The organism is Rhodothermales bacterium, from assembly GCA_041391505.1.
GTDB lineage: Bacteria > Bacteroidota > Rhodothermia > Rhodothermales > JAHQVL01 > JAWKNW01.
Genome location: JAWKNW010000045.1, coordinates 1 through 21,022, shown reverse-complemented (window position 1 = coordinate 21,022; position 21,022 = coordinate 1). Strand labels below are relative to the sequence as shown.

Below are 21,022 nucleotides of genomic sequence, written 5' to 3'. Positions count from 1 at the left end.
GGCGCCGAGCCGGCGCGCGAGATCCAGGCAATATTCCGGGCCGAACTGTCCGCCGCCGGACATGGCGATGATTCGCATCTCTGGATAATGCGCCCGGATATACCGCAGCGTTTCAAGGCCCTCCATAACGGGCATCAGGATGTCCGATATGACCAGGTCCACGGTAGCCTGGTTTTCGATGATTTCGAGGCCGGCGCGTCCGTCGCCGGCCTCTATGGGGTCGTATCCCTCCGCTCTGAGCATGCGCGCAACCATGCCGCGCACGCTCTCGTCGTCCTCGATGATCAAAATCCGCATGTCTTCACTCTGCTTGCTTGTGTACTGATCGGTAGTGCTTGCCAGGGTATCTAATGCCTCGCGGCGTCGAGGGTCTGCCGGATCGCATGCGCCAGGTCACCCAGTTCTATGGGTTTGTAGAGCACGTGTTCGATGTTGAGCCGCATGCGTTTTTCCTCGTTTACGGCCGTACCGTACCCGGTCATGAGGACGATAGGCAGGTCAGGAAACGCCTCCTTGATGCCTGTCGCCAGCTGTATCCCGGTCATTCCGGGCATCGTCAGGTCCGTCAGGACCAGATCGAAGGCGTGCGGCGACTTCTTCAGCATGTCGAGTACCTGTGCGGGATCGTGTTGGGTGTGGACAACATATCCCAGGCGCAATAACATGCGTCCGATCACATCGAGTACGGCGGACTCGTCGTCGACGACGAGCAGGTGTTCCGAGCCGCCGGCGGGCATGGCGCCGCGTCCCGCCTGTTGAGACGGCGCGGCGCTCTCGCTGACGATGGCCGGCAGATACACGTGCATCGTCGTGCCGATGCCCTGCTCGCTCTCTATGCGGATGTCCCCGTTCAGGCTCCGTACGATGCCGTACGCGACGGACAGCCCGAGTCCGGTGCCCTCGTTCACGGCTTTGGTGGTAAAAAACGGCTCGAAGACCCGTGCCGCCGTCATGGCGTCCATGCCGGTCCCGGTGTCGCTGATGGACAGGCGCAGATACACGCCGGGTTGGAGGCGTTCATGCCGGCCCATGTGGCGCCGCTCGATCACATGCTCCCTGAGCCCCAGATGCAACACACCGCCCTCCTTCATGGCCTGGTATGCGTTGGTGCACAGGTTGACGACGACCTGGTGGATCTGGGTAGCGTCTGCAAGGATCGGTCGGGTTGCATCGGGTATATCGCGCTGAATGGCCACATTCGCCGGGATCAGGGGCCTGAGCAGCCCCAGGGCCTCCTCGATCACATCCGGCAGCGACACGGCCGTGATTTCGCGATCCACCTGGCGACTAAACGCCAGGATATGCCGCACGAGTTCTTTGGCGCGTCGCGCGGCGCCATAGATCTCGTGCAACTCCCGGTAGCCCGGATCGCCCTCGCTGAGCGAAGCCAGGGCCAGATCGGAATACCCGAGGATCGGCGTCAGGATGTTGTTAAAGTCGTGTGCAATGCCGCCGGCGAGCGTCCCGATGGTTTCGAGTTTTTGCGCCTGGCGCAGCTGGGCTTCGAGCTTGATGCCTTCCTCCTCGGCCTGCTTGCTGCGCGTGATGTCCTCGTACGTTCCCAGCACCCCCACGATCTGCCCCTCGAGATTGCGCAGCGGAACCCGGTTGGAGCGGACGATTAGCTGGGCGCCCGATCCAATCACGCGCTCTTCCTCGATGGCGAGATACGACTCGGCGTCCTCCAGCACCAGACGTTCGAGCCGCTCGGCCAGTTCGGCCTCGTTGCGCCAGGGCATCTCCGCATCCGTCTTGCCGATGAGGCCGCCGGGGTGGCCGATGCCGGCATCGCGTGCAAAAAGGATGTTGCCGCCGCTGTAGCGCAGCTGGGCATCCTTCCAGTAGACGCGGACCGGAATGGCGTCCAGCACATTGATCAGGAAATTATGCGCCTCGCTGCGTTTGCGCATGTGGTCGCGGAGGCGCTCCTGGATCCGGTACGCTTCCGTGACATCCCGGAAGACGAGCACCACGCCGAGGATGCGGCCGGCCTGGTCGCGAATCGGCGCTCCGCTGTCGGCGATCTGATAGGTCGACCCATCGCGGGACCGCAGCATGGTGTCGTTGGCGAGGCCGACGATTTCGCCGGTCGCGAGCACGCGTTCGACGGGGCTTTCGGCCGGCTCGCCGGTCTCGGCGTGGAAGATCTGGAAGACCTCGCCGAGGGGCCGGCCGCGCGCCTCGTCGACGGTCCATCCCGTCATCTTTGCGGCGACGGGGTTCATCCGGGTGACCAGGCCGAACTCATCTGTCGCGATGACGGCGTCTCCGATCGATTGCAGCGTGGCCCGGATGCTCTCTTCGCGTTCGAGCGCCTGGCGTTCGGCACGCGCTAGTTCGGTAATGTCGAGCGTGGTACCGATAAGCACGGGCGCGTCTTCCTTGCCGTGGGGCTGGTAATAGAACTCGGCGCGGAGCCGGCGTTGTGTTTCGGGATCCGGCTCGCTCGTTCTGTATTCGATCACGTGATAGGCACCCGGCACCGCGGCCTTGACCACGCTTTCGTGCGTTTCACGGACCGCCGGCCGATCCTCCGGATGCACGTGCTCCATGAATTCGTGCAGGGCCGGTATGCCGAGCGCCTTGTCGCGACCCACCAGCCTGAACATTTCATCCGACCAGTACCCGCTGAGGGTTTCGAGATTCAACTCCCAGCTACCAAGGCGTATGCGGGCCTGGGCCTCCTCCAGATTCGAGGTGATGCGGAGCAGCTCCAGCTCCGCCTCGATCTGTTCGGTCACATCGCGGATGACTACCTGGATGTGGTCCTCCGCTGTCTGCTGCCTGGTCAGTTCGACAGTACGGGTAGTTCCGTCCTTCTTGCCGAGCCGATACAGGTCGCGACCGGAATAGACCAGTCGCTGTTCCGGGATCGCTCCGACCAGCGTGCTGAGTGACATGGTGGCCAGTTCCAACGCGGAATAGCCCGTCAGCTCCCGGGCCAGCGCGTTTGCGCGTCGGATGGCATCGTTTTGATCGATAACCAGCAACGCATCCGGCGCATGTTCGAAAAGTGCTTCGTATTGTGAAAGGCTGCGTGTCAGCCGGCCGTTGCATTGTTCGAGTTCGGCCTCCAACACCTGCACCCGTGCTTCGAGACGGTCGCAGCGTTCACACGGGTCTACATGAGGCGGGTCGGAAGCCATAGGCAATGCGGCACGACGATGAACTATTCGATGAACCATTCACCCGGGAAAAAGAGGAGGCCTCTTCTCCCCTACAAATACGTGCGTCTGACCCTGATTTGCAAGTAGGGATTTAGCCTACTGTTATCAGGGACAATAACGGTTCATTGCGAACTGCTCGGGGAGCGACCTGTTCCACAGGGCCCTCGATCGAACCAGAAAGCGCCCTCCGCAGGCGGTCGTGGGCTGTTTGCCGGCGGGATGCCCTGCACGAGGCTGCCGGCGTGCGTGAGATGATGGTAAGTGCGTCGGCGGGGACGCGCGGACGTAGACTAGAAACGGGTGCGTAGCCGCTGAGTATGCGCCATGGTTATTTTGCGGTGCACGATCGGGCTGCGATCGCTGCTGAACCGTGGCGACGGAGGCACCGGTTTGCGTTCGGGGCCATTCGGCGGCGGCGGCGGCGGGTTCGAGGACGAGCCTGAATCGCGATTCCAGACAAAGTGCCACAGCACGATTCCGACGACGATCGGCCCAAAAGCGATAACGACGCTCAAAAGTTGAAATACCCAATCCATTGCAATCATTCCTCGTCAGATTTCGGCTGAAGCGGGACGGCCTACCAACGACACGGGAATCGTTGACGGTTGTCGCATGCGTTTCGTGTGTATGGGCTTGTGGCACAGGCCCCACCGCGTGCGTTCACAGACCAGCAGGCCGGCTTCCGCCGGTGTCTGTGCTTAGTTGGTAGATCGGCGCTCGTCTTAAGATCTTTAAGCGCGATGCTTGCAGCGAATCACGATGCGCATCGAATGCTTTGATTATGAACCCCTTTTACGGTATACCTGAGTGGATTTCGATGTAATTGTTATCGGTGCAGGGCACAATGCGCTGATTACGGCAGCCTACCTGGCGCAGGCCGGGTATCGTATCGGCGTGTTCGAACGCCGGGATATCGTCGGCGGGGCCGTCGTTACCGAAGAGCGTGTGCCGGGGTATCAGTTCGATCTCGGCGGAAGCGCCCACATCCTGATACGGCTGACCCCGGTAGTCGAAGAACTGGGGCTTGAACGGTACGGGCTGGAGTACATCGACCTTGACCCGCTTTTTTTCGCGCCATTCGAAGACGGCGACTCCGTATTCTTCTACCGTAGCCTGGAGAAAACCGTCGAACACCTCGAGTCGCGTTTTCCCGGTGAGGGGATCGCCTACAAACGATTTCACGACGACTGGGTCGGCTTCGGCCGGGCTGTCCGCGATGCGTTTCTCGACGTTCCGGGCCCGTTTCAGCTCGGAAAAGCGATGGTGCGCAGCAAGATGAAGCTCGACTGGAAACGCGCGCTGGGCGACATCATGACGCCGTACGGCGATGTCGTTTCACGCTATTTCAAGGAAGAGAAAATTCGCGCCCCGCTGGTCTGGATGGCCGCCCAATCCGGCCCTCCCCCGACGGAACCCCTCAGCGCCCCCTTTTTGCTCTGGCACCCGCTCTATCACGAAAGCGGTATCGCGAGGCCGCGCGGCGGCTCCGGCATGCTGACTCAGGCGTTACGGCGCCATATTGAGTCGCATGGCGGAAGTGTATTCACCGGTGCTCCGGTAGATACAATTTTGCTGGAAAGAACACGTGCTGCCGGCGTGCGGGTGAAAAACAAAAACTATACCGCTCGTGCCGTCGTCTCGGGAACGCACATTAACGAGACGCTAAATCGCCTGTTGCCGGCGGAAAGCCGGCCCCCGGAGGCCGCGAACCTGCGCATCGGCAACGGATTCGGAGCCATTGTGAGACTCGCGCTGGATCGTCCGGTGCGTTACACCGCCTCCCCCGGTGTCGAAGCCCGGATGGGACTCCAACTATTATGTGAGTCGCCACAGCAGATCAACGCTGCGTACGGAGATTATTTAAAAGGCGAACCTTCTCACATTCCGCCCCTGGTTGCCATGACCTTCAGCGCGGCCGATCCTTCGCTTGCGCCTCCCGGGGGCGAGGTCCTGTGGCTCTGGGGGCAGTATTATCCGTACGAACTCGCGGGGGGCGCCTCGTGGGACGAAATCGGGGACCGTGTCGCCCAGACGATCATCGACCGGTTTGAGCGCTACGCCCCCGGCACCCGCGCGAGCATCGTCGATTATCTGTTTCAGCATCCGCTCTGGCTCGAGCGTGAGCTGGGGCTTTTCCGGGGAAATGTCATGCATCTGGAGATGAGCATCGACCAGATGTTCATGTTCAGGCCGGCGCTGTCGATGTCCGGCTACCGCGGGCCTGTGAAAGGGCTCTACCTGACGGGGGCATCCACCCATCCGGGTGGCGGCATCATGGGCGCATCGGGCCGAAATGCCGCCCGCGTCGTGCTGCGCGATCTGGAACGGAAAAAGGTATGATCTTCAGGCTTCGCCCTGCGTCATGGGAGGATTGGCATTGTGCGTTAACGCCTCCCGATAAAACTGGAGAAGGCGGTCCTCGATAAGCTCCTGCTTCTGAAGCATCTCGCCATAAACCTCTTCCTGATCCCGTTCGTCCAGCTTCGCGATGATATGCGACTGGCTCTCGTAGATCGTTTCGAGCATGGCCTGGTTCTTCAGCAGCATGAGCAGTACGGCGGTCGAATCGATATCCATAATGATGTGTTGGGTGATGAACGTCTTACTGCTAACATCGGCAATATGCGGCCAGAGTCAAAACAAATCTCTTCAAATGCCCAGCTTTTCCATCCGGCGCCCGGGATCCTGACGACGGAACGATGCCGCGGCTTCCTCGCCCGGCCATCCGGATGGTCATATTCGCGCCGAAAACCGTATTTCGGAAGCCCCCCTCCCACCCACTCCCCCATGCCGTCGTGACCTATCTCCAGTTCCATCTCGTTTTTATCCTGCCGCCGCTCGCCGTGTTGTTGGGCATGGCCCTCCGCCGCGGTCTTCCCGCCGGCGCGTGGAAAGCGCTGCTCTGGACGACGCTTATCGCGTTGATCTACACGACGCCGTGGGATAATTATCTGGTCTACGCCTCGGTCTGGGTGTATGGCCCTGAAAGGGTGCTCGGAACGATCGGCTACGTACCGCTGGAAGAATATCTCTTTTTCCTGCTGCAACCGCTGCTGACCGGCTTATTCTACCTGCTCTTTTTTGCCGCGACGCCGCCTGGAGACCGCAACGGCGGGCCCGGCGTTGTCGCCGTCATGCTGGCACTTGCAGCGGCGGGCGCCGGCATGCTCCTGTGGGGCGCCGAAAAATGGACGTATCTCGGCCTGATCCTGGCCTGGGCGTGTCCGGTTCTCGCCGGCATGTGGTTTTATGGCGGCGGCTACTTCGGGACGCGCTGGCGCGCGATGTGGCTGGCGGCGCTCCTGCCCTCGGTCTATTTATGGATCGCCGACCGGATCGCGATCGGTCTCGGCATCTGGACGATCGCCGAGTCGACTTCCACCGGCATCATGCTGCTGGGGCTCCCGGTCGAGGAGGCAACTTTTTTTCTATTGACTGATTTACTCGTCGTCAGCGGCGTAAGTCTGTTTCTGCATGGCGCGCACATTGCCGCACATCGCCAAACGCCCGCGCAGGAAACGTCATCCCTTACCTGATTGCTTGATACGCTATGTTTGGATCTTCTGCCGTCCCCGAAATGACCGTTCGCGAACTCAAGGATATGATGGATCGGGGCGAGACGCCCTTTATTCTGGACGTACGCAGTGAAGAGGAATACGCCGCCGCCAATTTGAACGGCAAGCTCATTCGCCTGGATACCCTCCCCTCCCGCATCGATGAACTCGAGCCCTACCGCGATCAGCTGATGGTGGTGCACTGCCGCTCGGGTGCGCGTTCGGCGAACGCCGTCCAGTTTCTGATGGCTAACGGCTTCGACAACGTGCGCAATCTGAAAGGCGGGGTGATGGCCTGGAGTCGGGAGATCGATCCGACCATGCCGACGTATTGAAGGGTTCAACGTTTCAGGTTCGAAGTTCTAGGGGTTTCGAAACCTGGGACGTTAAAACTCTGGCGCCGGCGAGGTCGTGTCTGAAAAATCGTTCGGGCCGTCCCGGAGCATCCAAAAAACCGCCAAAACAGCGTAGGATCCTGAATCACGTTCAGGATACGTTGCTGTCTGAAAGATTTTTCAGGCAGCACCTAGTTTTTCTCGCACGCCTTCCAGGAGGGCTTTGGTGGCTTTGATGCCGGCGTCCTCACTCACCTCGGAGCCTTCGTATTCGATGCCGACGAAGCCGTGGTAGCCGGCGTCCAGCACGATGCGCATCATGCGCTCGAAATCGGTTTCCATCTCATTCCCCCGGGCATCGAACCGCATCGATTTGGCGCTCACGCCTTTCGCATACGGCATCAATTCCTGCACGCCCTGGTAGCGATCGTACCAGAGTTCGGGGCGGATGTCTTCGGTCACGGAGTCGTCGCCCAGATAAAAATTGCCAAAGTCGGGCAGCGTCCCGGCGCGGGGATGGTCGGTGAGCCGCATGACGCCGGCGAGCCACTGTCCGTTGCTGGAGATGCCGCCGTGATTTTCCACGATGACGTTGATGCCGTGTCCGTCCGAGAACTCGCACAGGCGCCGCAGCCCGTCGGCGGCGAGCTGTTGCTGTTCCGCCGGCGCCAATGACGCGTCGCTGGCCGCATTCACCCGGATCGCGTGGCACCCGAGGAACGCGGCCGCCTCGACCCACTTGTAGTGGTTCTCGACCGTACGCAGGCGGTCGGCCTCGGCCGGCGCGCCGAGAGCCCCTTCCGCGTCGCACATGATGAGCACGCTGCGAACCCCTTCCCCGTCGGCCACGCGTTTGAGCGCACCGAGGTATTCCATGTCGCGCGCGCGGTCGTAGTAAAACGTATTGACGTATTCGACCGCTTCGATGCCGTAGTCCCGGCGCGCGATCTCCGCAAAACGCAGCGGGTCGAGCCGGCCGCCGAGGAGGCTCCGGTAGTCGTCGCTGACGAGGGTGCGGTCAAAGACATCCCACCCGATGGCGCGCGGATCGACGCTGAAGAACGATCGATGCAGGGACCACTGGGCCAGCGAGATGGAAAAGAGGTCGGCGGTGCTGCCGCTGGGCGCCGATGACGGCGTGCAGGCGAGGGGCGCGAGGCTCATGCCGGCCACAGCGCCGGCGCCGGCGCGAAGGAATATTCTCCGATTCATGACATCAACCCGTTGTGGGCGTAGTATTTTGGCCCGATTGGCTCAGACCGTCGATGGATAGGACGTCCAGCGAAGGTATGACGATTCCGAGAACGATGCGAACGATGCCACCCATTATCGTATTGACTGGCCCCACCGCCATCGGCAAGACGGCGCTCAGCCTCGACCTGGCGCGCCGGCTGGATGCCGAGATCGTGTCGGTGGACAGCCGGCAAATCTACCGCGAGCTGAACATCGGTACGGCGAAGCCGGGGCTGGCGGAGCGCGGCGGGATCGTCCATCACCTCATCGACGCGTGGCCCCTCGAAGCGCCGCTCTCCGCCGGCATCTATACGCGCGAGGCGGAGGCCTGCATCCGTGACATCGTATCCAGGGGCAAGACCCCGCTGGTCGTCGGCGGATCCACGCTGTACCTGGCGGCGCTCACCCAGGGGCTTTCGGACATTCCCGACGTCCCGGAGGCCGTGCGCGAAACGGTGATGGCGCGACTGCAAGCGGAAGGCCCGGATGCCCTGTACCGGGAGCTGGAGCGGGTCGACGCGGCGTCGGCGGCGACGATGGATGCTACGAAGACGCAACGCCTCGTGCGGGCCCTCGAGGTGTACCTCGGGACGGGGCAGCCGTTGTCGTATTACCACGGCACGGTGCAGCCGCCGGCCTTCGCCTACCGCACCATCGTGCTCGACACCGACAGGACGGTCCTCTACGATCGCATCGAACGGCGGGTGGACGCGATGCTGGCGAACGGACTGGTCGAGGAGGTGCGAGGGCTGCTCGCCCGCGGTATCGATCCCGCGCTGCCGGCGCTCCGAACCATCGGGTACCAGGAGCCGATCGCGATGCTGCGCGGCGAGATCGACGAGGCGGAGATGACGCGCCTCATCAAGCGCAACACGCGGCGGTATGCGAAGCGTCAGCTGACCTGGTTTCGTCGCTATCCGGCGTACGAATGGGTGGACGTGGACGAGGCGGTCCGCACGCCGGAACGCCTCCTGCAGGGCGTCAGCTAGCGGGCCGGGGGCGCCGGCGGTCGACGGAGGGGGCGATCGGGTTCTTGTCCAGCACAAAAAGATGCTGCCGGTGCAGCACGTTTCCCCATCCCCCTTCGGCCACGAGGCGGGCGCCGCTCTCGAGCATCAGGCGCTTCCATTCCTCGGCCCGGCGAAACGCGAGGTGGGCTTCCTGATGGCGCATGACGCCGAACGACCGGATGCGGTTGGCCAGGATATCCAGCCGAGTCAGCCGACGCCGCTCGGCATCGGTGGTGAAAACCGATTCGACGATGATGACTCGGCCGCTGGACACCCGCAGGGCTTCCTGGAAGACTTGCTCCGGCTCCGCGCAATGATGCAATACGAAATAGAGGACGACCGCGTCGAACGCGCCATCCTCGAAAGGCAGCCGGCGTCCGTCGTAGCGCGTCAACGGCAGGCGCGTCCGGTTCATGTCCTCGACATCCGCGAGGACGACCTCCGCGCCGGTACGCTTCTGAATCGCCTCGCCGACAAAGCCCTCGGCGGCGCCCAGGTCCAGGACCCGCACCGGTGGGTCCTGACGACGCGGGAGGTGATGGATGATCCGTTTCGCTTTTCCGTTCGCTCTGAAGCGCATGAGGGCGAATGCGTTATCGATGATGGTTTTTCGGTAGACGACGAGCCCTATAGCGAACCAGCCGATCCAGGCGAGATTCACGAAGAGCCAGTAGGGGCCGTCCACGTACCGGAGGTAGGTCCCCACCGAAAACGCGGCCAGCCAGTGCCAGTGCCAGGGCGCGCGTTTTTCGAACACGGCGAGCATCAGCGCAGGCATCAGATACCACGGATGCACGGTGGTGGACAGGAGCAGGAAGGCCGTCGTGGCCAGAAGCAGGATCCGTGCAAGGGGGGGCTTGCGGAAGGCGTCGTAGACGTAGAGACCGCCCATCGCAAGGAGAAAAAGAAGACGAAACGCCGGCCCGAGCTGTTTGCTCCAGTCGTCGCCGGTGAAGAGGGCGAACGCTTTTTTTACGGCGTAATACAGGCCGGCATTAAACTCGAAATACCGGACGTAGAGATCGAGCGATTCCCGGATCTGCGAGAAAAACGCTGGGTGCCAGTAAGGTGCGAGCAGCGCCAGTCCCACCGCCGCGCCGGCCGCCATGACGCGCCAGCCGTGGCGCATGGTGAGAAAAGGAAAAAAGACGAACGGGTAGAGCTTGGTCCACCCCGCCATGGCGAGCGAAGCGCCGGCCCACCCGGGGCGCTGTTTCCGGGACAACCAGAGGGTCAGCGCGAGGAAGAACAGCAGGATCGACTCTGTGTGCGCCTGCCCGGCGGTTTCGATGAGGACGAGCGGATGCCAGGCATACAGCGCGAGCATCGGCGCGGTCAGCATCCGGGCCAGCAAGGCCAGCGCCCCAAGCTCGAACAAAACGAGGATCCCCTTGATCACATAGAAACTGACCTGCCACCCCCGGTCGTACACGAGACCGCCGGCCAGGAATACGCCCTGGGATACGGGTGGATAGACCGTGTAGTAGGATTTCGAGTTGAGGACCTGGTAGAGCGAATCGGTTCGATGGGCCTGGAGGGCGTCGGCGTCCGGGCGGTACAGGTAGGGATTGACCCCTTCGGCCTGGAGCATGCCGTCCCAGATGTAGCGGTAGGCGTCGTCGGACAACACGGGCGGCCATGCGACGTAGAGGAGCCGCATCGCGACGGCGAGCCCGAGCACCCAGCCGGTGGTGAGGCGGCCTTTCCATACGATGCGCGCGAGGACGACGGATGCGACGAGGGTGAGCGCCACGAATGCCGGCCAGCGCGCCGTGTCAGGCGCGCCATATCCGATACCGACAAGCAAGACCAGGTAAATCGCTGTCCACACCAGGGTGCTTCGCATGGACCATCCCCATCGCGGTTAGAGGTGCGCGGGCAGGATGCCCCGCATAAGGCCGATCATTGCACGTGAAAGATCATCCGGATTCGTCGGCCATTATTCTCCAGGTGCACTTCTTCCGCCATCTCCCGGATAAAAAACAATCCGCGTCCGCCGTCGCGCAGGACATTTTCGGCGGCGATGGGATTTCGCACGCGATCGGGATCGAACCCCTCCCCTTCGTCCTCGACCGTGAGCTCCAACCGCCCGGAGGTGTAGATCAGCTGGATGTCCACTTTCTTGGCCGGATCCTCGGCGTTGCCGTGTAAAATCGCATTCGTCGCCGCCTCGGACATCAGCAGGACGACCTTGTACGCCAGTTCCTCGTCGAGCCCGAGCGTGCCGACGAAATCGTCGGTTTGCTCGACCAGTTCGTCGAGATTGCCCAGGTCGCTGGAACATTCAAGAACGAGGTGGTTAGGGGATTTTGTCTTTACCTGGATCATACGGGCGTTACAAAGGCATCAGCAAGGAACATCTCGCGCGCGGTCTTACGTAATGTTGAACTGACGGGTGCATAGTTACCGAATAATCCCCATCCAAACAAGAACCTCGCCGACGCCCCTGCCGGCGGCTTCGTTTGCCAATTACATGCCAGTAGTCGTACTCCTCGTGGCCTTGCTCTTTCACGGCGTGCCGGCCGCGGGGCAATCGTCGCCGTTGACCTACGAAATCAACGTCGAACCGCTGCGCCAGGAGCTTCGCATCACGGGGCACGTTACGGATGTCCGGCGCGGCACCCATCGCGTATTTTTTCCCCGAACCTATCAGCGCGCGGTCACATTTTTTGTGTCGGATCTGACCTTCTTCGACGAGACGGGTCCGCTGGCGCATCGTCAGGCCGAGGCCAACGCGTGGGACGTAGATGTCGAGGGCGATTCGTATTCCTTCAGCTACACGCTCAACCCGGAGGGCGCGCGGGTGCTGTCGGAGCTGGCGTGGGGCGGCGCCATCTCGCAACTCAACGACCATGTCGCGTTCTTGAGCGGGAGCATGGCGTTCATCCTGCCGGCGCGCATCCGGCTGGACCAGACGATCGCGCTGCACTGGCAGGTGCCGCCCGGATGGGATGTGGTGACCCCGTGGTCCACGTCCGGCGAAACCACCCAGGTGCCGTCGGTCTACTCGCTCGTCAACAACTACTTCGGGGCGTTCGCCAACAGTTCCACCGTCAGCCGGCGCTTCAAGAACCTCGATCTGACGCTGGTCTGGACCGGCCAGGACGACATCCGCGGCTACCCCGAGGCGCTGATCGCCGCCGGCCAGGTCGTGGGCGCCGCGATCGATATGTTCGGCGGCGAGGCGCCCATGAGTCATCTCACCCTGATGATGCGCGACAGCAACGCCGGCGAGCAGTACCGGGCGAGCACCGAATCCAACACGATCGAATTCAACTTCCGCGAGGGCCTCACCTTTAGCGCGATCTGGCAGCGGGATCGTCTGCGTTTTCTCGGCCTGCTGGCGCATGAATTCGTCCACACGTGGGATCGGCGGGATGAAAAGAAGGCGCTCGACTATGTGCAGGTGCCCGAATGGGGCGAAGATTCGTGCTGGATCCGCGAGGGCATCACGGATTATTTCAGCACGCTGGTGCTGATGCGCGCCGGGCTGATCTCCTCCGAACAGCTCGTCAACCGCATCCAGATGCAGTCCGACCGCGCGCGGGAGGCCGATCCGGCCGGCCGCATTTCGCTCGTCACGGCCTGCGCCCGGTTCTACGACGACACCATGGCGAACCGGTACGCCTATAACGAGGGCGCCTCCGTGGCCTTCATGCTCGATCTCGAGCTGCGCCGACTCAGCAACGGCACCCAGTCGCTCCCCCAATTCATGAAGCTGTACTTCGACGGCCGGCGCTATCAGGAGAAATCCATGGCGAGCTTTATGGAGGACTGGAAGAACTACGCCCCGCCGGCCCTGCACGACATCGACGAGATCGTCGCGCGGACGCAGCCGATCGACTTTACGGCGGCGCTGGCCGCGATGGACATGGAGCGCACCGGTGACCGGTGGCGGGCGCCATCCCAGTCGCGTTTCAGCTGGTACTTCCGGTAATGCCAAAACCCTCGAATCGCAGGAATCGAGGGTTCTGGGTTGCACTGAGGTTCGGTTCGACGTGCGTCAGGCCGGGCTGTCGGAGAACAGCTGGAGCTTTTTCTGCTCGGGCGTGGACGCGCCTTTGTTCGCGGTTTTGATCAGCGCCGACGGCTCGGCCGTCCGGATCGTTCCTTCGGCCAGCTTGAACTGTTCGACCAGCGTGCGGAGGTTGCGCGCCATGCCGGCGAGCGACTGCGCCGAGGTGGTCACTTCGGCGACCTGATCGCTCATGCTCATGTTCTCGGCGTTGGCGCTGACCGACTCGATGGCCTTGCTGTTCTCCACCGCCACCCGCGTCATGCGGTTGATGGCGCCGGTGACGGCGCGGGCGCGATCCGTCATGCTTTCGGTGGCGGCGGTATTGTCCCGCACGACTTTCGAGACGCGCTCCATCGCTTCGACGAGTTCGCCCGAGGAGCCATCCATCTGGTGCGTGGCCTGGGCGATTTCCTCCACCTGGCGGTTGACCTGCTGGACGGCGTCCAGGAAGCGCGTCAACGTCTGGCCGGCGTCATCGGCTCGCTGTACGCCCAGTTCGACTTCCTCGGCTCCTTCCGCCATCGCCGTGACGGCTTCGGCAAGCGCCTGCTGAATGGTGTTGATCAGCGTCGAGATCTGACCGGTCGCCGCGGTGGCCTTTTCGGCGAGGAGGCGCACCTCGTCGGCCACGACGGCAAACCCCTTGCCCTGTTCGCCGGCGCGGGCCGCCTCGATCGCGGCGTTGAGCGCCAGCAGGTTCGTCTGCGAGGCGATGTCGCCGATCGTCTGTACGATGGCCCCGATCTGATCGGACCGCTCGCCCATTTCGCGGACTTTCTGGGTGGAGATACCCACTTTCTGTTTGATGCCCGTCATGCCCTGGATCGTCTGCCGAATCGAGTCCGCGCCGTCGCGCGCCGCGTTGGCGGCGAGCGCCGAGCCGTCCGCGCTCGAACGGGCGTTGGCGGCGATCTGCTGGATGACGTGCGCCATCTCGGTCGTGATGTGGAACGAGCGGTCGACCGCTTCGGCCTGTTCCCGCGCGCCGCGCGCCACTTCCTCGATCGAATCCGCCACGTTTTCCATGGTCTGGGCGGCCATCTGAATGCTTTCGATCTGTTCGGTCGTCTTCAGGGCGACTTCCTGGATCACGTTCGAGGCGAGCGTCGAGGTCTCGCCGGCGCTGACGGCGGTCTCCGACAGCTGGGACGAGGCATGACCCACCTTCTGCGCGTCGCTGGCCACCTGCCCGACGAGGTGGTTCAGGCGCGAAATCATCTGGCCGTAGGCGGCCTCCGAGTCCTTCAACTGTTTGACCATGGTGTTGAAGGACGACGCCATCTTCCCGATCTCGTCGCGTGATCGCGAGGCGATGGGGGTTGCGGTGGATTTGAACTGGCCGGTCAGATCGCCTTGCGCCAGTTGCTGGAGGACCCCGGTCAGTTCTTTCAGCTCCACGGTCGCGATCTGGTTCATCGCACGCGTCATTTTACCGAGCGGCGTGCTGATGGCGCGGCTCAGGAAGAGGGCGATGAGTACGGACAGGGCCAGGGCGATCGAAGTGAACCAGAGGCTGACCTGTTTGCTGCGGGCGGCCTGGTCAATGCTGGCCTGGAGCGAATGGTCGGCGAGGTCGCTCATTGAGGCCACGAGCGTTTCCACCCGATCTCCGATATCCTCGGCGAAGGCGTCGAATTCTTCCATGGCCGCGTTCCCGCCGGCGGGCCCTTCGGCGATGTAGCGCTCCGCCATCCACTGCCCTTTTTCATAGAACGACGTGAACGACGTTCTCAGCCCTTCGAGGTCGTCGCGCAGTTCGGGGCGGAGCCGCATGAGCGCATCGATGTTGGTATACAGATCGGCGGCGTAGCGCGCCGCCTCGTCGAATCCATCGTCAAAACCTTCGGCCCCGCGGGTGGCGCTGATATCCGTCAGCCACTGCTGGACCTGGATCACATCCAGCTTGATTTCCTTGGCAAGGACGGCGGCGGCATAGCCCTGGTCGCGGGCTTCCTCGATCGCCGAGATCCCCTCGTTTAGCATGTTTCGGTTCTCAACGGTCAGCGCGCCAAAAAGCAGCGCGATGACACCGAATCCAGCGAGGAGTTTGACACGAATCGACATATCGGACACTTTGTGCAAGCGTGAAGGCAACAAATAGAACTGGCTCTGGTATCGGCCGGAAGCCCCCTCTTGTTAATGAGAATCGCTCACATCATGCGTATAAAACCGGTTACCCGGCGCCTTCACAGCCTGGCCGTCCTGTTATTCCTATCGTGCAGCGCATATGCTCAGGTCGGCAGCTGGGAGACGCTCGACGGCCTGCCCCGCCGCATCGGCGGGCGGTATGACGATATCTTTTTTGCCACGCCCGAAACCGGATGGGCCGTGAACGGGGGCGGTTTCGCCTACCGCACGACGGATGCCGGCGAAACCTGGAAGCTGGTTCTCAATGCCGGCATCTACCTCCGCAGCGTAGGTTTTGCCAACACCCAGGTCGGGTGGGCCGGCTCGCTGTCCAACACCACCCTGCTGCTGCAAACGAGCGACGGGGGCGACACGTGGGCAGACATCACATCGCGCATTCCCGAGCCCAGGCCCACGGGTGTGTGCGGGCTGTATGTCGTGAGCGACCGCGTCGTCTACGGCGTCGGACGATTCGATGGGCCGCCGGTGCTCATCAAGACGGCGGATGGCGGCGACACGTGGAGCAGCCAGGACCTGACGGCCTATGGCGTGGGCACCCTGATCGATGTGTACTTTTTCGATGAGAACCGGGGGATCGCCGTGGGCGGCACGAAGCGCGATCTCACGGGCAACGCGGTGGTCGTGATGACGGAAGACGGCGGCGCCACCTGGTCGGTGCGGCACACGACGCAGACGGCGAACGGGGTGGGTGGCGAATGGGGCTGGAAGATCTCCTTCCCGACGCCCGACATCGGCTATGTGTCGATCGAATACCCATTCAGCAACCCGACGGGGCGCGCGGCGAAGGTGCTCAAGACGGAAGACGGCGGCGACAGCTGGCGCGAGCTGTCCGTGGAAGGGAGCACGAGCCCCGCCGGCCTCCAGGGCCTAGGCTTTGTCTCGCCGCAGCTTGGTTGGACGAGCGGCCGCGGCACGACCTCCATGACGACCGACGGCGGCGCGACGTGGACGCAGGTCGCGGTGATGGATGGTCAGGTTAACCGCATCCGCCTCATCAATGACACCCTCGCTTATGCCGTGGGCCAGCGCGCGTACCGCTGGCGCGCCGCATCGCAATCCACGGCGCGCGAGCCGCTGCCCGACCGCATCGAGCCCTTCGAGCTTGAGCAGAACTACCCCAACCCCTTCTCGGCGTCGACGACGATCCGGTACCGGCTGACCCGGGATGCGCACGTCCGGGTGCGCGTCATCGACCTGCTCGGTCAGGATCTTCGAACGCTGGTCGACACCTACCAGGCCGCCGGCGTGCAGGAAGTGACGTGGGACGGTCGCAACGAAGCCGGCCAGCGCGTGGCGTCGGGCGCGTACATGTACCTGGTCGACATCGGAGACATTGCAGAAATGAAGACGATGGTCGTCTTGCGAGACTGAACCCGTGCATCAGGCGATGCGCCCGATGCCGAACTGGTCGCCCGTTTCGGTTATGCGGTCGCCTTGCAGGTGCACCTCCACCATCTTTTCGCTCCCTACGGCGAGGCCGGTCTCGTCGGTCAGCGTCGCCACGATCTCTTTGGTCGCCACATCGAACACTTCGCCGGTTGAGGGATAGGCGTATTTCCCATCCAGACTGAACGTGACCCAGCCCGGCTGGTCGCGTACGGGCAGGCTGGCGATCTGCCGGGGCGGCATTACCGTCGCGTCGAAAACGTGCATGTGGCTGTTGGCGCCGTCCGACACCCAGATTTCGCGTTCGTCGGGCGTCATGCCGATGCCGTGGCTCGGGCAGCCGTGGCGTTTGACGGGGCCCTTCTCGAAGCCGGCCACTTCTACCCGGTGCAGCATGTCACCGGTTTTGAGATCACCGATTTCGAAGCCGAGCAGCTCGTTGACGTTCACAAAACACAACGTCTGGCTCCCGTTCACCGTGAACGGCCGAATCGGGTTGCTGAAGGGGCCCACGGTTTTTTTGACGGTGTGCGTCGCCGTATCGGCCACCGAGAGTAGCGGCGAACGGAGGCCGGCGAGGTAGACCTCCTTGCCGTCGAGTCCGTAGATGGTGTTGTGCGCCCCGGAGCCCACCTCGATGCGCGCGAGCACGTCTCCCGTCATGGCGTCGGCCACGTGCCAGTGCCCCTTCTCCAGCGAGGGGATATAGAGCACGGTGCCGTCCGGCGACAGTGTGAGCCGGTCGCAGCCGCCCTCGTACGCGACATCCCACAGCATCTTTTCAGTGTGCAGATCGATGCAGCCGACGCGTTTGATCGTGCTCACGTACAGCCGGCCGGTTTTTCCGCTGGCCGCGACCCCTTTCACGTTTTCGGGGTCGACGCCCTCGACGAGATCCCAGGTGGGGATCCGTTTCACGAAGCGGTGCCCGTTGTCGATGTCGAACACGATCACGCCGATTCCGCCGTATTCGAGGTAATTGCGGATGCCCGGCGTGGCGACATAAAGCCGGCGCGAAACCGGCGCGGCCGATGCGGAGCATCCGGGTCCGACGAGGGAGGCGGCGGCCAGCGCGAGGCCGGCATGCTGGACGAACTGGCGGCGGTTCAGCGGCATGGTATTGTACGGGAGGATTGGAGTCGACGCACAATATATAGGCTTTCGCCGAAATTGTCTTTGATTCACTTGCCGGCGGGTTCGTAGCTTGACGCCCGGAACGTAAACCCATCAGGCCGTAAACCCATCAGGCTATGCGCGCCGGCTCGCGAGCTATCCCGCCCACATTCGACGAATACCTGCTGGCGCTGCCCGCGCCGCAACGCGAGGCCCTGGAGGATCTCCGCGTCCTGATTCACCGCGCCGCGCCGGGCGCCGAGGAATGCGTCAGCTACCAGCTGCCGGCGTTTCGGCTGAACGGAAAGATGCTCTGCGCGATGGGCGCGACCAGGAAGCATTGCGCCCTGTATCTCATGAGCAACACCGTGGCCGCCGGCTTCACGGATGAGCTGGCCGCCTACGATACCGGCACGGGCACGGTCCGTTTTCAACCGGACGATCCCCTGCCCGACACGCTGGTGCTGCGGCTCGTGGAAGCACGAATCGCCGAAAACGCGAGATAATCGATGGTCATCTACGGAACGGCCCTGTTGTCGCTCAGTCTCCTCGCCGGCATGCTGGCCGGCGAAGTGCTTGGCTGGCTCATCGGCGTTGACGCCAATGTGGGCGGCGTCGGTATCGCCATGCTGCTGCTGATCGTCGGTACGGACCGGCTGCGGGCGGCGGGTCGGATGATGCCGGCCTCGGAGCAGGGCATCCTGTTCTGGAGCGCCATCTACATCCCCATCGTCGTCGCGATGGCGGCGAGCCAGAATGTGGTGAAGGCCGTGAACGGAGGCGTCGCGGCGGTGGCGGCCGGCGTGCTGGTCGTGGTCGTCTGTTTCGCGCTCGTGCCCGTGATCGCGCGCATCGGCCGCGCGGAGGGTGAGGCATGAACGGATTGCTGGAATCCCTGCACGGGGCGCTCACGGCCTATGCGCTCGTGACGGCGTTCGCGGTCGTGGGCGGCACGGTGCTGGTCTCCTACTGGATTTCAAAACGCCTCACCCGGGGCCGCCTGCACGGGTCGGCGATCGCCATCATGATCGGGCTGTTGATGGCTTACCTCGGCGGGGCGGCGACGGGCGGCTCGAAGGGCGTGGCGGACATCCCGCTGCTCGCCGGCGTGGGCTTCATGGGCGGCGCGATGCTCCGCGACCTCGCCATCGTGGCGACGGCCTTCGGGGTGAGCCTGGACGAGTTTCGGAAGACGGGTCTGAGCGGCGTGATCTCGCTGCTGGTGGGCGTATTCATCTCGTTCGCGCTCGGCGCCGGCGTGGCGTACGCCTTCGGCTACCGCGACGCCGTCAGCATGACGACGATCGGCGGCGGCGCGGCGACCTATATCGTGGGCCCGGTGACCGGGACCGCCATCGGCGCCTCGTCGGAGGTGATCGCCCTCAGCATCGCCGTGGGGCTCATCAAATCGATTCTCGTGATGATTGGAACACCGTTCGTCGCGAAGTCCATCGGCCTGAACAATCCCCGGTCGGCGCTGATCTTTGGCGGATTGATGGGCACGACGAGCGGTGTCGCCGGCGGGCTCGCCGCGACGGACCCGAAACTGGTGCCCTACGGCGCCATGACGGCCACGTTTTACACCGGGTTGGGATGCCTCGTGGGGCCGTCCGCCGTGTATATCGTGATGCGGATGTTTTTTTAAATTTATTGTCATCCCTCGCGAATGCGGGGGATCTCCCGAATCGCAGCACCAATGAACCTCTTCCAACGCGCGAAAGCCCACGGCCGGCGCACCGCGTTTCGCACGACGGCGGACGAGCGTACGTACGATGAATTGCTCGACGCCTCGGCGCGCATCGCGGGGCTCCTCCTCGGCGATAGGCCCGACCTCGGCGAAGCCCGGATCGCGTACCTCATCCCTGCCGGGTTCGACTATGCGGCCGCGCAGTGGGGCATCTGGCGCGCCGGCGGCGTCGCCGTGCCGCTCAGCGGCTCCGCCATGCCGCCCGAACTCGCCTACACCCTCAGCGACGCCGGCGCCGCGGCGATCCTGACGACCGCCACGCTGGCGCATGGCCTTCGCCCGCTCGCGCAGGATGCCGGCATTCCTGTGCTGACGATCGAGGAGGCTGCCGGCGCCATGCCGCCCGCGCTGCCCGAACTCCGCCCGGAGCGCCGCGCCATGATGCTCTACACCAGCGGCACGACGAACAAGCCCAAGGGCGTGGTGACGACGCACGCGAATGTCGAGGCGCAGATCACGACGCTCATCGAGGCCTGGCACTGGGAGGAAGACGACCGCATCCCTCTCTTTCTCCCTCTCCATCACATCCACGGGATCATCAACGTGATGTCGTGCGCCCTGTGGGCCGGCGCGGCGATCGAGCCGTTTCCAAAATTCGACCTTGCAGCCATCCTGCCTCGCGTCACCGCCGGCGCGTACACCGTGTTCATGGCGGTGCCCACGATTTATGTAAAGCTTATCGAGCATCTGGAGTCCCTCTCCGAGCCAGAGCGCGCCCCGATCGTCGCCGGCTTCGCCCGGATGCGGCTCATGATCTCGGGGTCGGCGGCGTTGCCGGCGAGCGTGCACGAAACCTGGACGGGTCTTACCGGCCAGAAGCTGCTCGAACGATACGGGATGACCGAGATCGGGATGGGCCTGTCGAATCCCTACGCCGGCGAGCGCCGGCCGGGGATGGTCGGGCAACCGCTGCCCGGTGTTAAGGTCCGTCTGAAGGCGGAGTCGGGCGAGATCGTGACGGACGATGGTGTTCCTGGCGAGATCCAGGTGCGCGGCCCGTCCGTGTTTCTCGAATACTGGAAGCGTCCGGAAGCGACGGCGGAGTCGTTCGAGGACGGCTGGTTTCGGACGGGCGACATGGCGGTGATTGAGGACGGCTATTACCGCATCATGGGCCGGCTCTCGGTGGATATCATCAAGAGTGGCGGCTACAAGCTCTCGGCGCTCGAAATCGAGGCCGCGCTGCTCGAACATCCGGACATCCGGGAGTGCGCCGTGGTCGGGGTGCCGGACGACACCTGGGGCGAGGCGGTATCGGCCGCCGTGGTGCTGGCGCCGGATGCGTCTCTCACGCTGGAGGATCTGCGCGCC

Annotated in this window: 18 protein-coding genes; 10 read left to right on the top strand and 8 right to left on the bottom strand. The window is 63.4% G+C overall.

Annotated features, from left to right (window positions below; translation table 11 throughout):
* Positions 1–297, bottom strand: a 297-nt coding sequence (locus R2834_23860) for a response regulator (GenBank protein MEZ4703387.1), incomplete at its 3' end; no start/stop codon positions are given.
* A gap of 50 nt (positions 298–347) precedes the next feature.
* Entirely contained in the window at positions 348–3,146 is a 2,799-nt protein-coding gene (locus R2834_23855; GenBank protein ID MEZ4703386.1) for a PAS domain S-box protein, read from the bottom strand.
* An 828-nt stretch (positions 3,147–3,974) separates the two neighbouring features.
* Between R2834_23855 and R2834_23850 the strand changes: the two genes are divergently transcribed.
* Positions 3,975–5,507: an NAD(P)/FAD-dependent oxidoreductase gene (locus R2834_23850; GenBank protein MEZ4703385.1), complete on the top strand. Its 1,533-nt coding sequence runs from the start codon at positions 3,975–3,977 to the stop codon at positions 5,505–5,507.
* A gap of 3 nt (positions 5,508–5,510) precedes the next feature.
* Here the strand turns inward: R2834_23850 and R2834_23845 are convergent, their stop codons facing one another.
* Complete coding sequence (locus R2834_23845) at positions 5,511–5,744, bottom strand: hypothetical protein (GenBank protein ID MEZ4703384.1); 234 nt, start codon at positions 5,742–5,744, stop codon at positions 5,511–5,513.
* A 218-nt stretch (positions 5,745–5,962) separates the two neighbouring features.
* On the opposite strand from R2834_23845, the gene R2834_23840 reads away from it, so the two are divergent.
* Positions 5,963–6,703 (top strand): lycopene cyclase domain-containing protein, encoded by a 741-nt coding sequence (locus R2834_23840; protein MEZ4703383.1) that lies wholly within the window; start codon positions 5,963–5,965, stop codon positions 6,701–6,703.
* Between the two features lie 14 nt (positions 6,704–6,717).
* Entirely contained in the window at positions 6,718–7,056 is a 339-nt protein-coding gene (locus tag R2834_23835; GenBank protein MEZ4703382.1) for a rhodanese-like domain-containing protein, read from the top strand.
* Between the two features lie 180 nt (positions 7,057–7,236).
* Here the strand turns inward: R2834_23835 and R2834_23830 are convergent, their stop codons facing one another.
* A complete protein-coding gene (locus R2834_23830) occupies positions 7,237–8,268 on the bottom strand; it encodes a sugar phosphate isomerase/epimerase family protein (GenBank protein MEZ4703381.1) in 1,032 nt (343 codons plus the stop codon).
* Positions 8,269–8,372: 104 nt separating this feature from the next.
* Here R2834_23830 and miaA point away from each other — a divergent pair, with 104 nt between their 5' ends.
* Entirely contained in the window at positions 8,373–9,278 is a 906-nt protein-coding gene (gene miaA / locus R2834_23825; GenBank protein ID MEZ4703380.1) for a tRNA (adenosine(37)-N6)-dimethylallyltransferase MiaA, read from the top strand.
* On the opposite strand, the gene R2834_23820 is transcribed toward miaA, so the two are convergent.
* Together R2834_23820 and R2834_23815 are read right to left on the bottom strand one after the other, a co-directional pair.
* Positions 9,271–11,145, bottom strand: a complete 1,875-nt coding sequence (locus tag R2834_23820) for a methyltransferase domain-containing protein (protein MEZ4703379.1) — start codon at positions 11,143–11,145, stop codon at positions 9,271–9,273. The genes miaA and R2834_23820 overlap by 8 nt on opposite strands.
* A 56-nt stretch (positions 11,146–11,201) precedes the next feature.
* Entirely contained in the window at positions 11,202–11,627 is a 426-nt protein-coding gene (locus R2834_23815) for an ATP-binding protein (GenBank protein MEZ4703378.1), read from the bottom strand.
* A gap of 145 nt (positions 11,628–11,772) precedes the next feature.
* Here R2834_23815 and R2834_23810 point away from each other — a divergent pair, with 145 nt between their 5' ends.
* Positions 11,773–13,236 (top strand): hypothetical protein, encoded by a 1,464-nt coding sequence (locus R2834_23810; protein MEZ4703377.1) that lies wholly within the window; start codon positions 11,773–11,775, stop codon positions 13,234–13,236.
* 66 nt (positions 13,237–13,302) lie between these two features.
* On the opposite strand, the gene R2834_23805 is transcribed toward R2834_23810, so the two are convergent.
* Positions 13,303–15,381, bottom strand: a complete 2,079-nt coding sequence (locus R2834_23805) for a methyl-accepting chemotaxis protein (GenBank protein MEZ4703376.1) — start codon at positions 15,379–15,381, stop codon at positions 13,303–13,305.
* Between the two features lie 93 nt (positions 15,382–15,474).
* Here R2834_23805 and R2834_23800 point away from each other — a divergent pair, with 93 nt between their 5' ends.
* Positions 15,475–16,836, top strand: a complete 1,362-nt coding sequence (locus tag R2834_23800) for a FlgD immunoglobulin-like domain containing protein (GenBank protein MEZ4703375.1) — start codon at positions 15,475–15,477, stop codon at positions 16,834–16,836.
* Between the two features lie 9 nt (positions 16,837–16,845).
* Here R2834_23800 and R2834_23795 read toward each other — a convergent pair whose 3' ends face one another.
* Positions 16,846–17,967 carry a hypothetical protein gene (locus tag R2834_23795; GenBank protein ID MEZ4703374.1) on the bottom strand — a complete coding sequence of 374 codons (1,122 nt, stop codon included), beginning with the start codon at positions 17,965–17,967 and terminating at the stop codon, positions 16,846–16,848.
* 134 nt (positions 17,968–18,101) lie between these two features.
* On the opposite strand from R2834_23795, the gene R2834_23790 reads away from it, so the two are divergent.
* From R2834_23790 to R2834_23775, 4 genes are all read left to right on the top strand, one after another.
* The gene (locus tag R2834_23790; protein MEZ4703373.1) at positions 18,102–18,470 is read left to right on the top strand and encodes a DUF1801 domain-containing protein; all 369 of its coding nucleotides are present in this window, start codon (positions 18,102–18,104) and stop codon (positions 18,468–18,470) included.
* Between the two features lie 3 nt (positions 18,471–18,473).
* Positions 18,474–18,842: a malonate transporter subunit MadL gene (gene madL / locus R2834_23785; protein MEZ4703372.1), complete on the top strand. Its 369-nt coding sequence runs from the start codon at positions 18,474–18,476 to the stop codon at positions 18,840–18,842.
* Positions 18,839–19,609 (top strand): malonate transporter subunit MadM, encoded by a 771-nt coding sequence (madM, locus tag R2834_23780; GenBank protein ID MEZ4703371.1) that lies wholly within the window; start codon positions 18,839–18,841, stop codon positions 19,607–19,609. The genes madL and madM overlap by 4 nt, the downstream gene beginning before the upstream one ends.
* 51 nt (positions 19,610–19,660) lie before the next feature.
* Positions 19,661–21,022 (top strand): acyl-CoA synthetase (locus R2834_23775; GenBank protein ID MEZ4703370.1); only part of this gene is annotated, 1,362 nt, incomplete at its 3' end.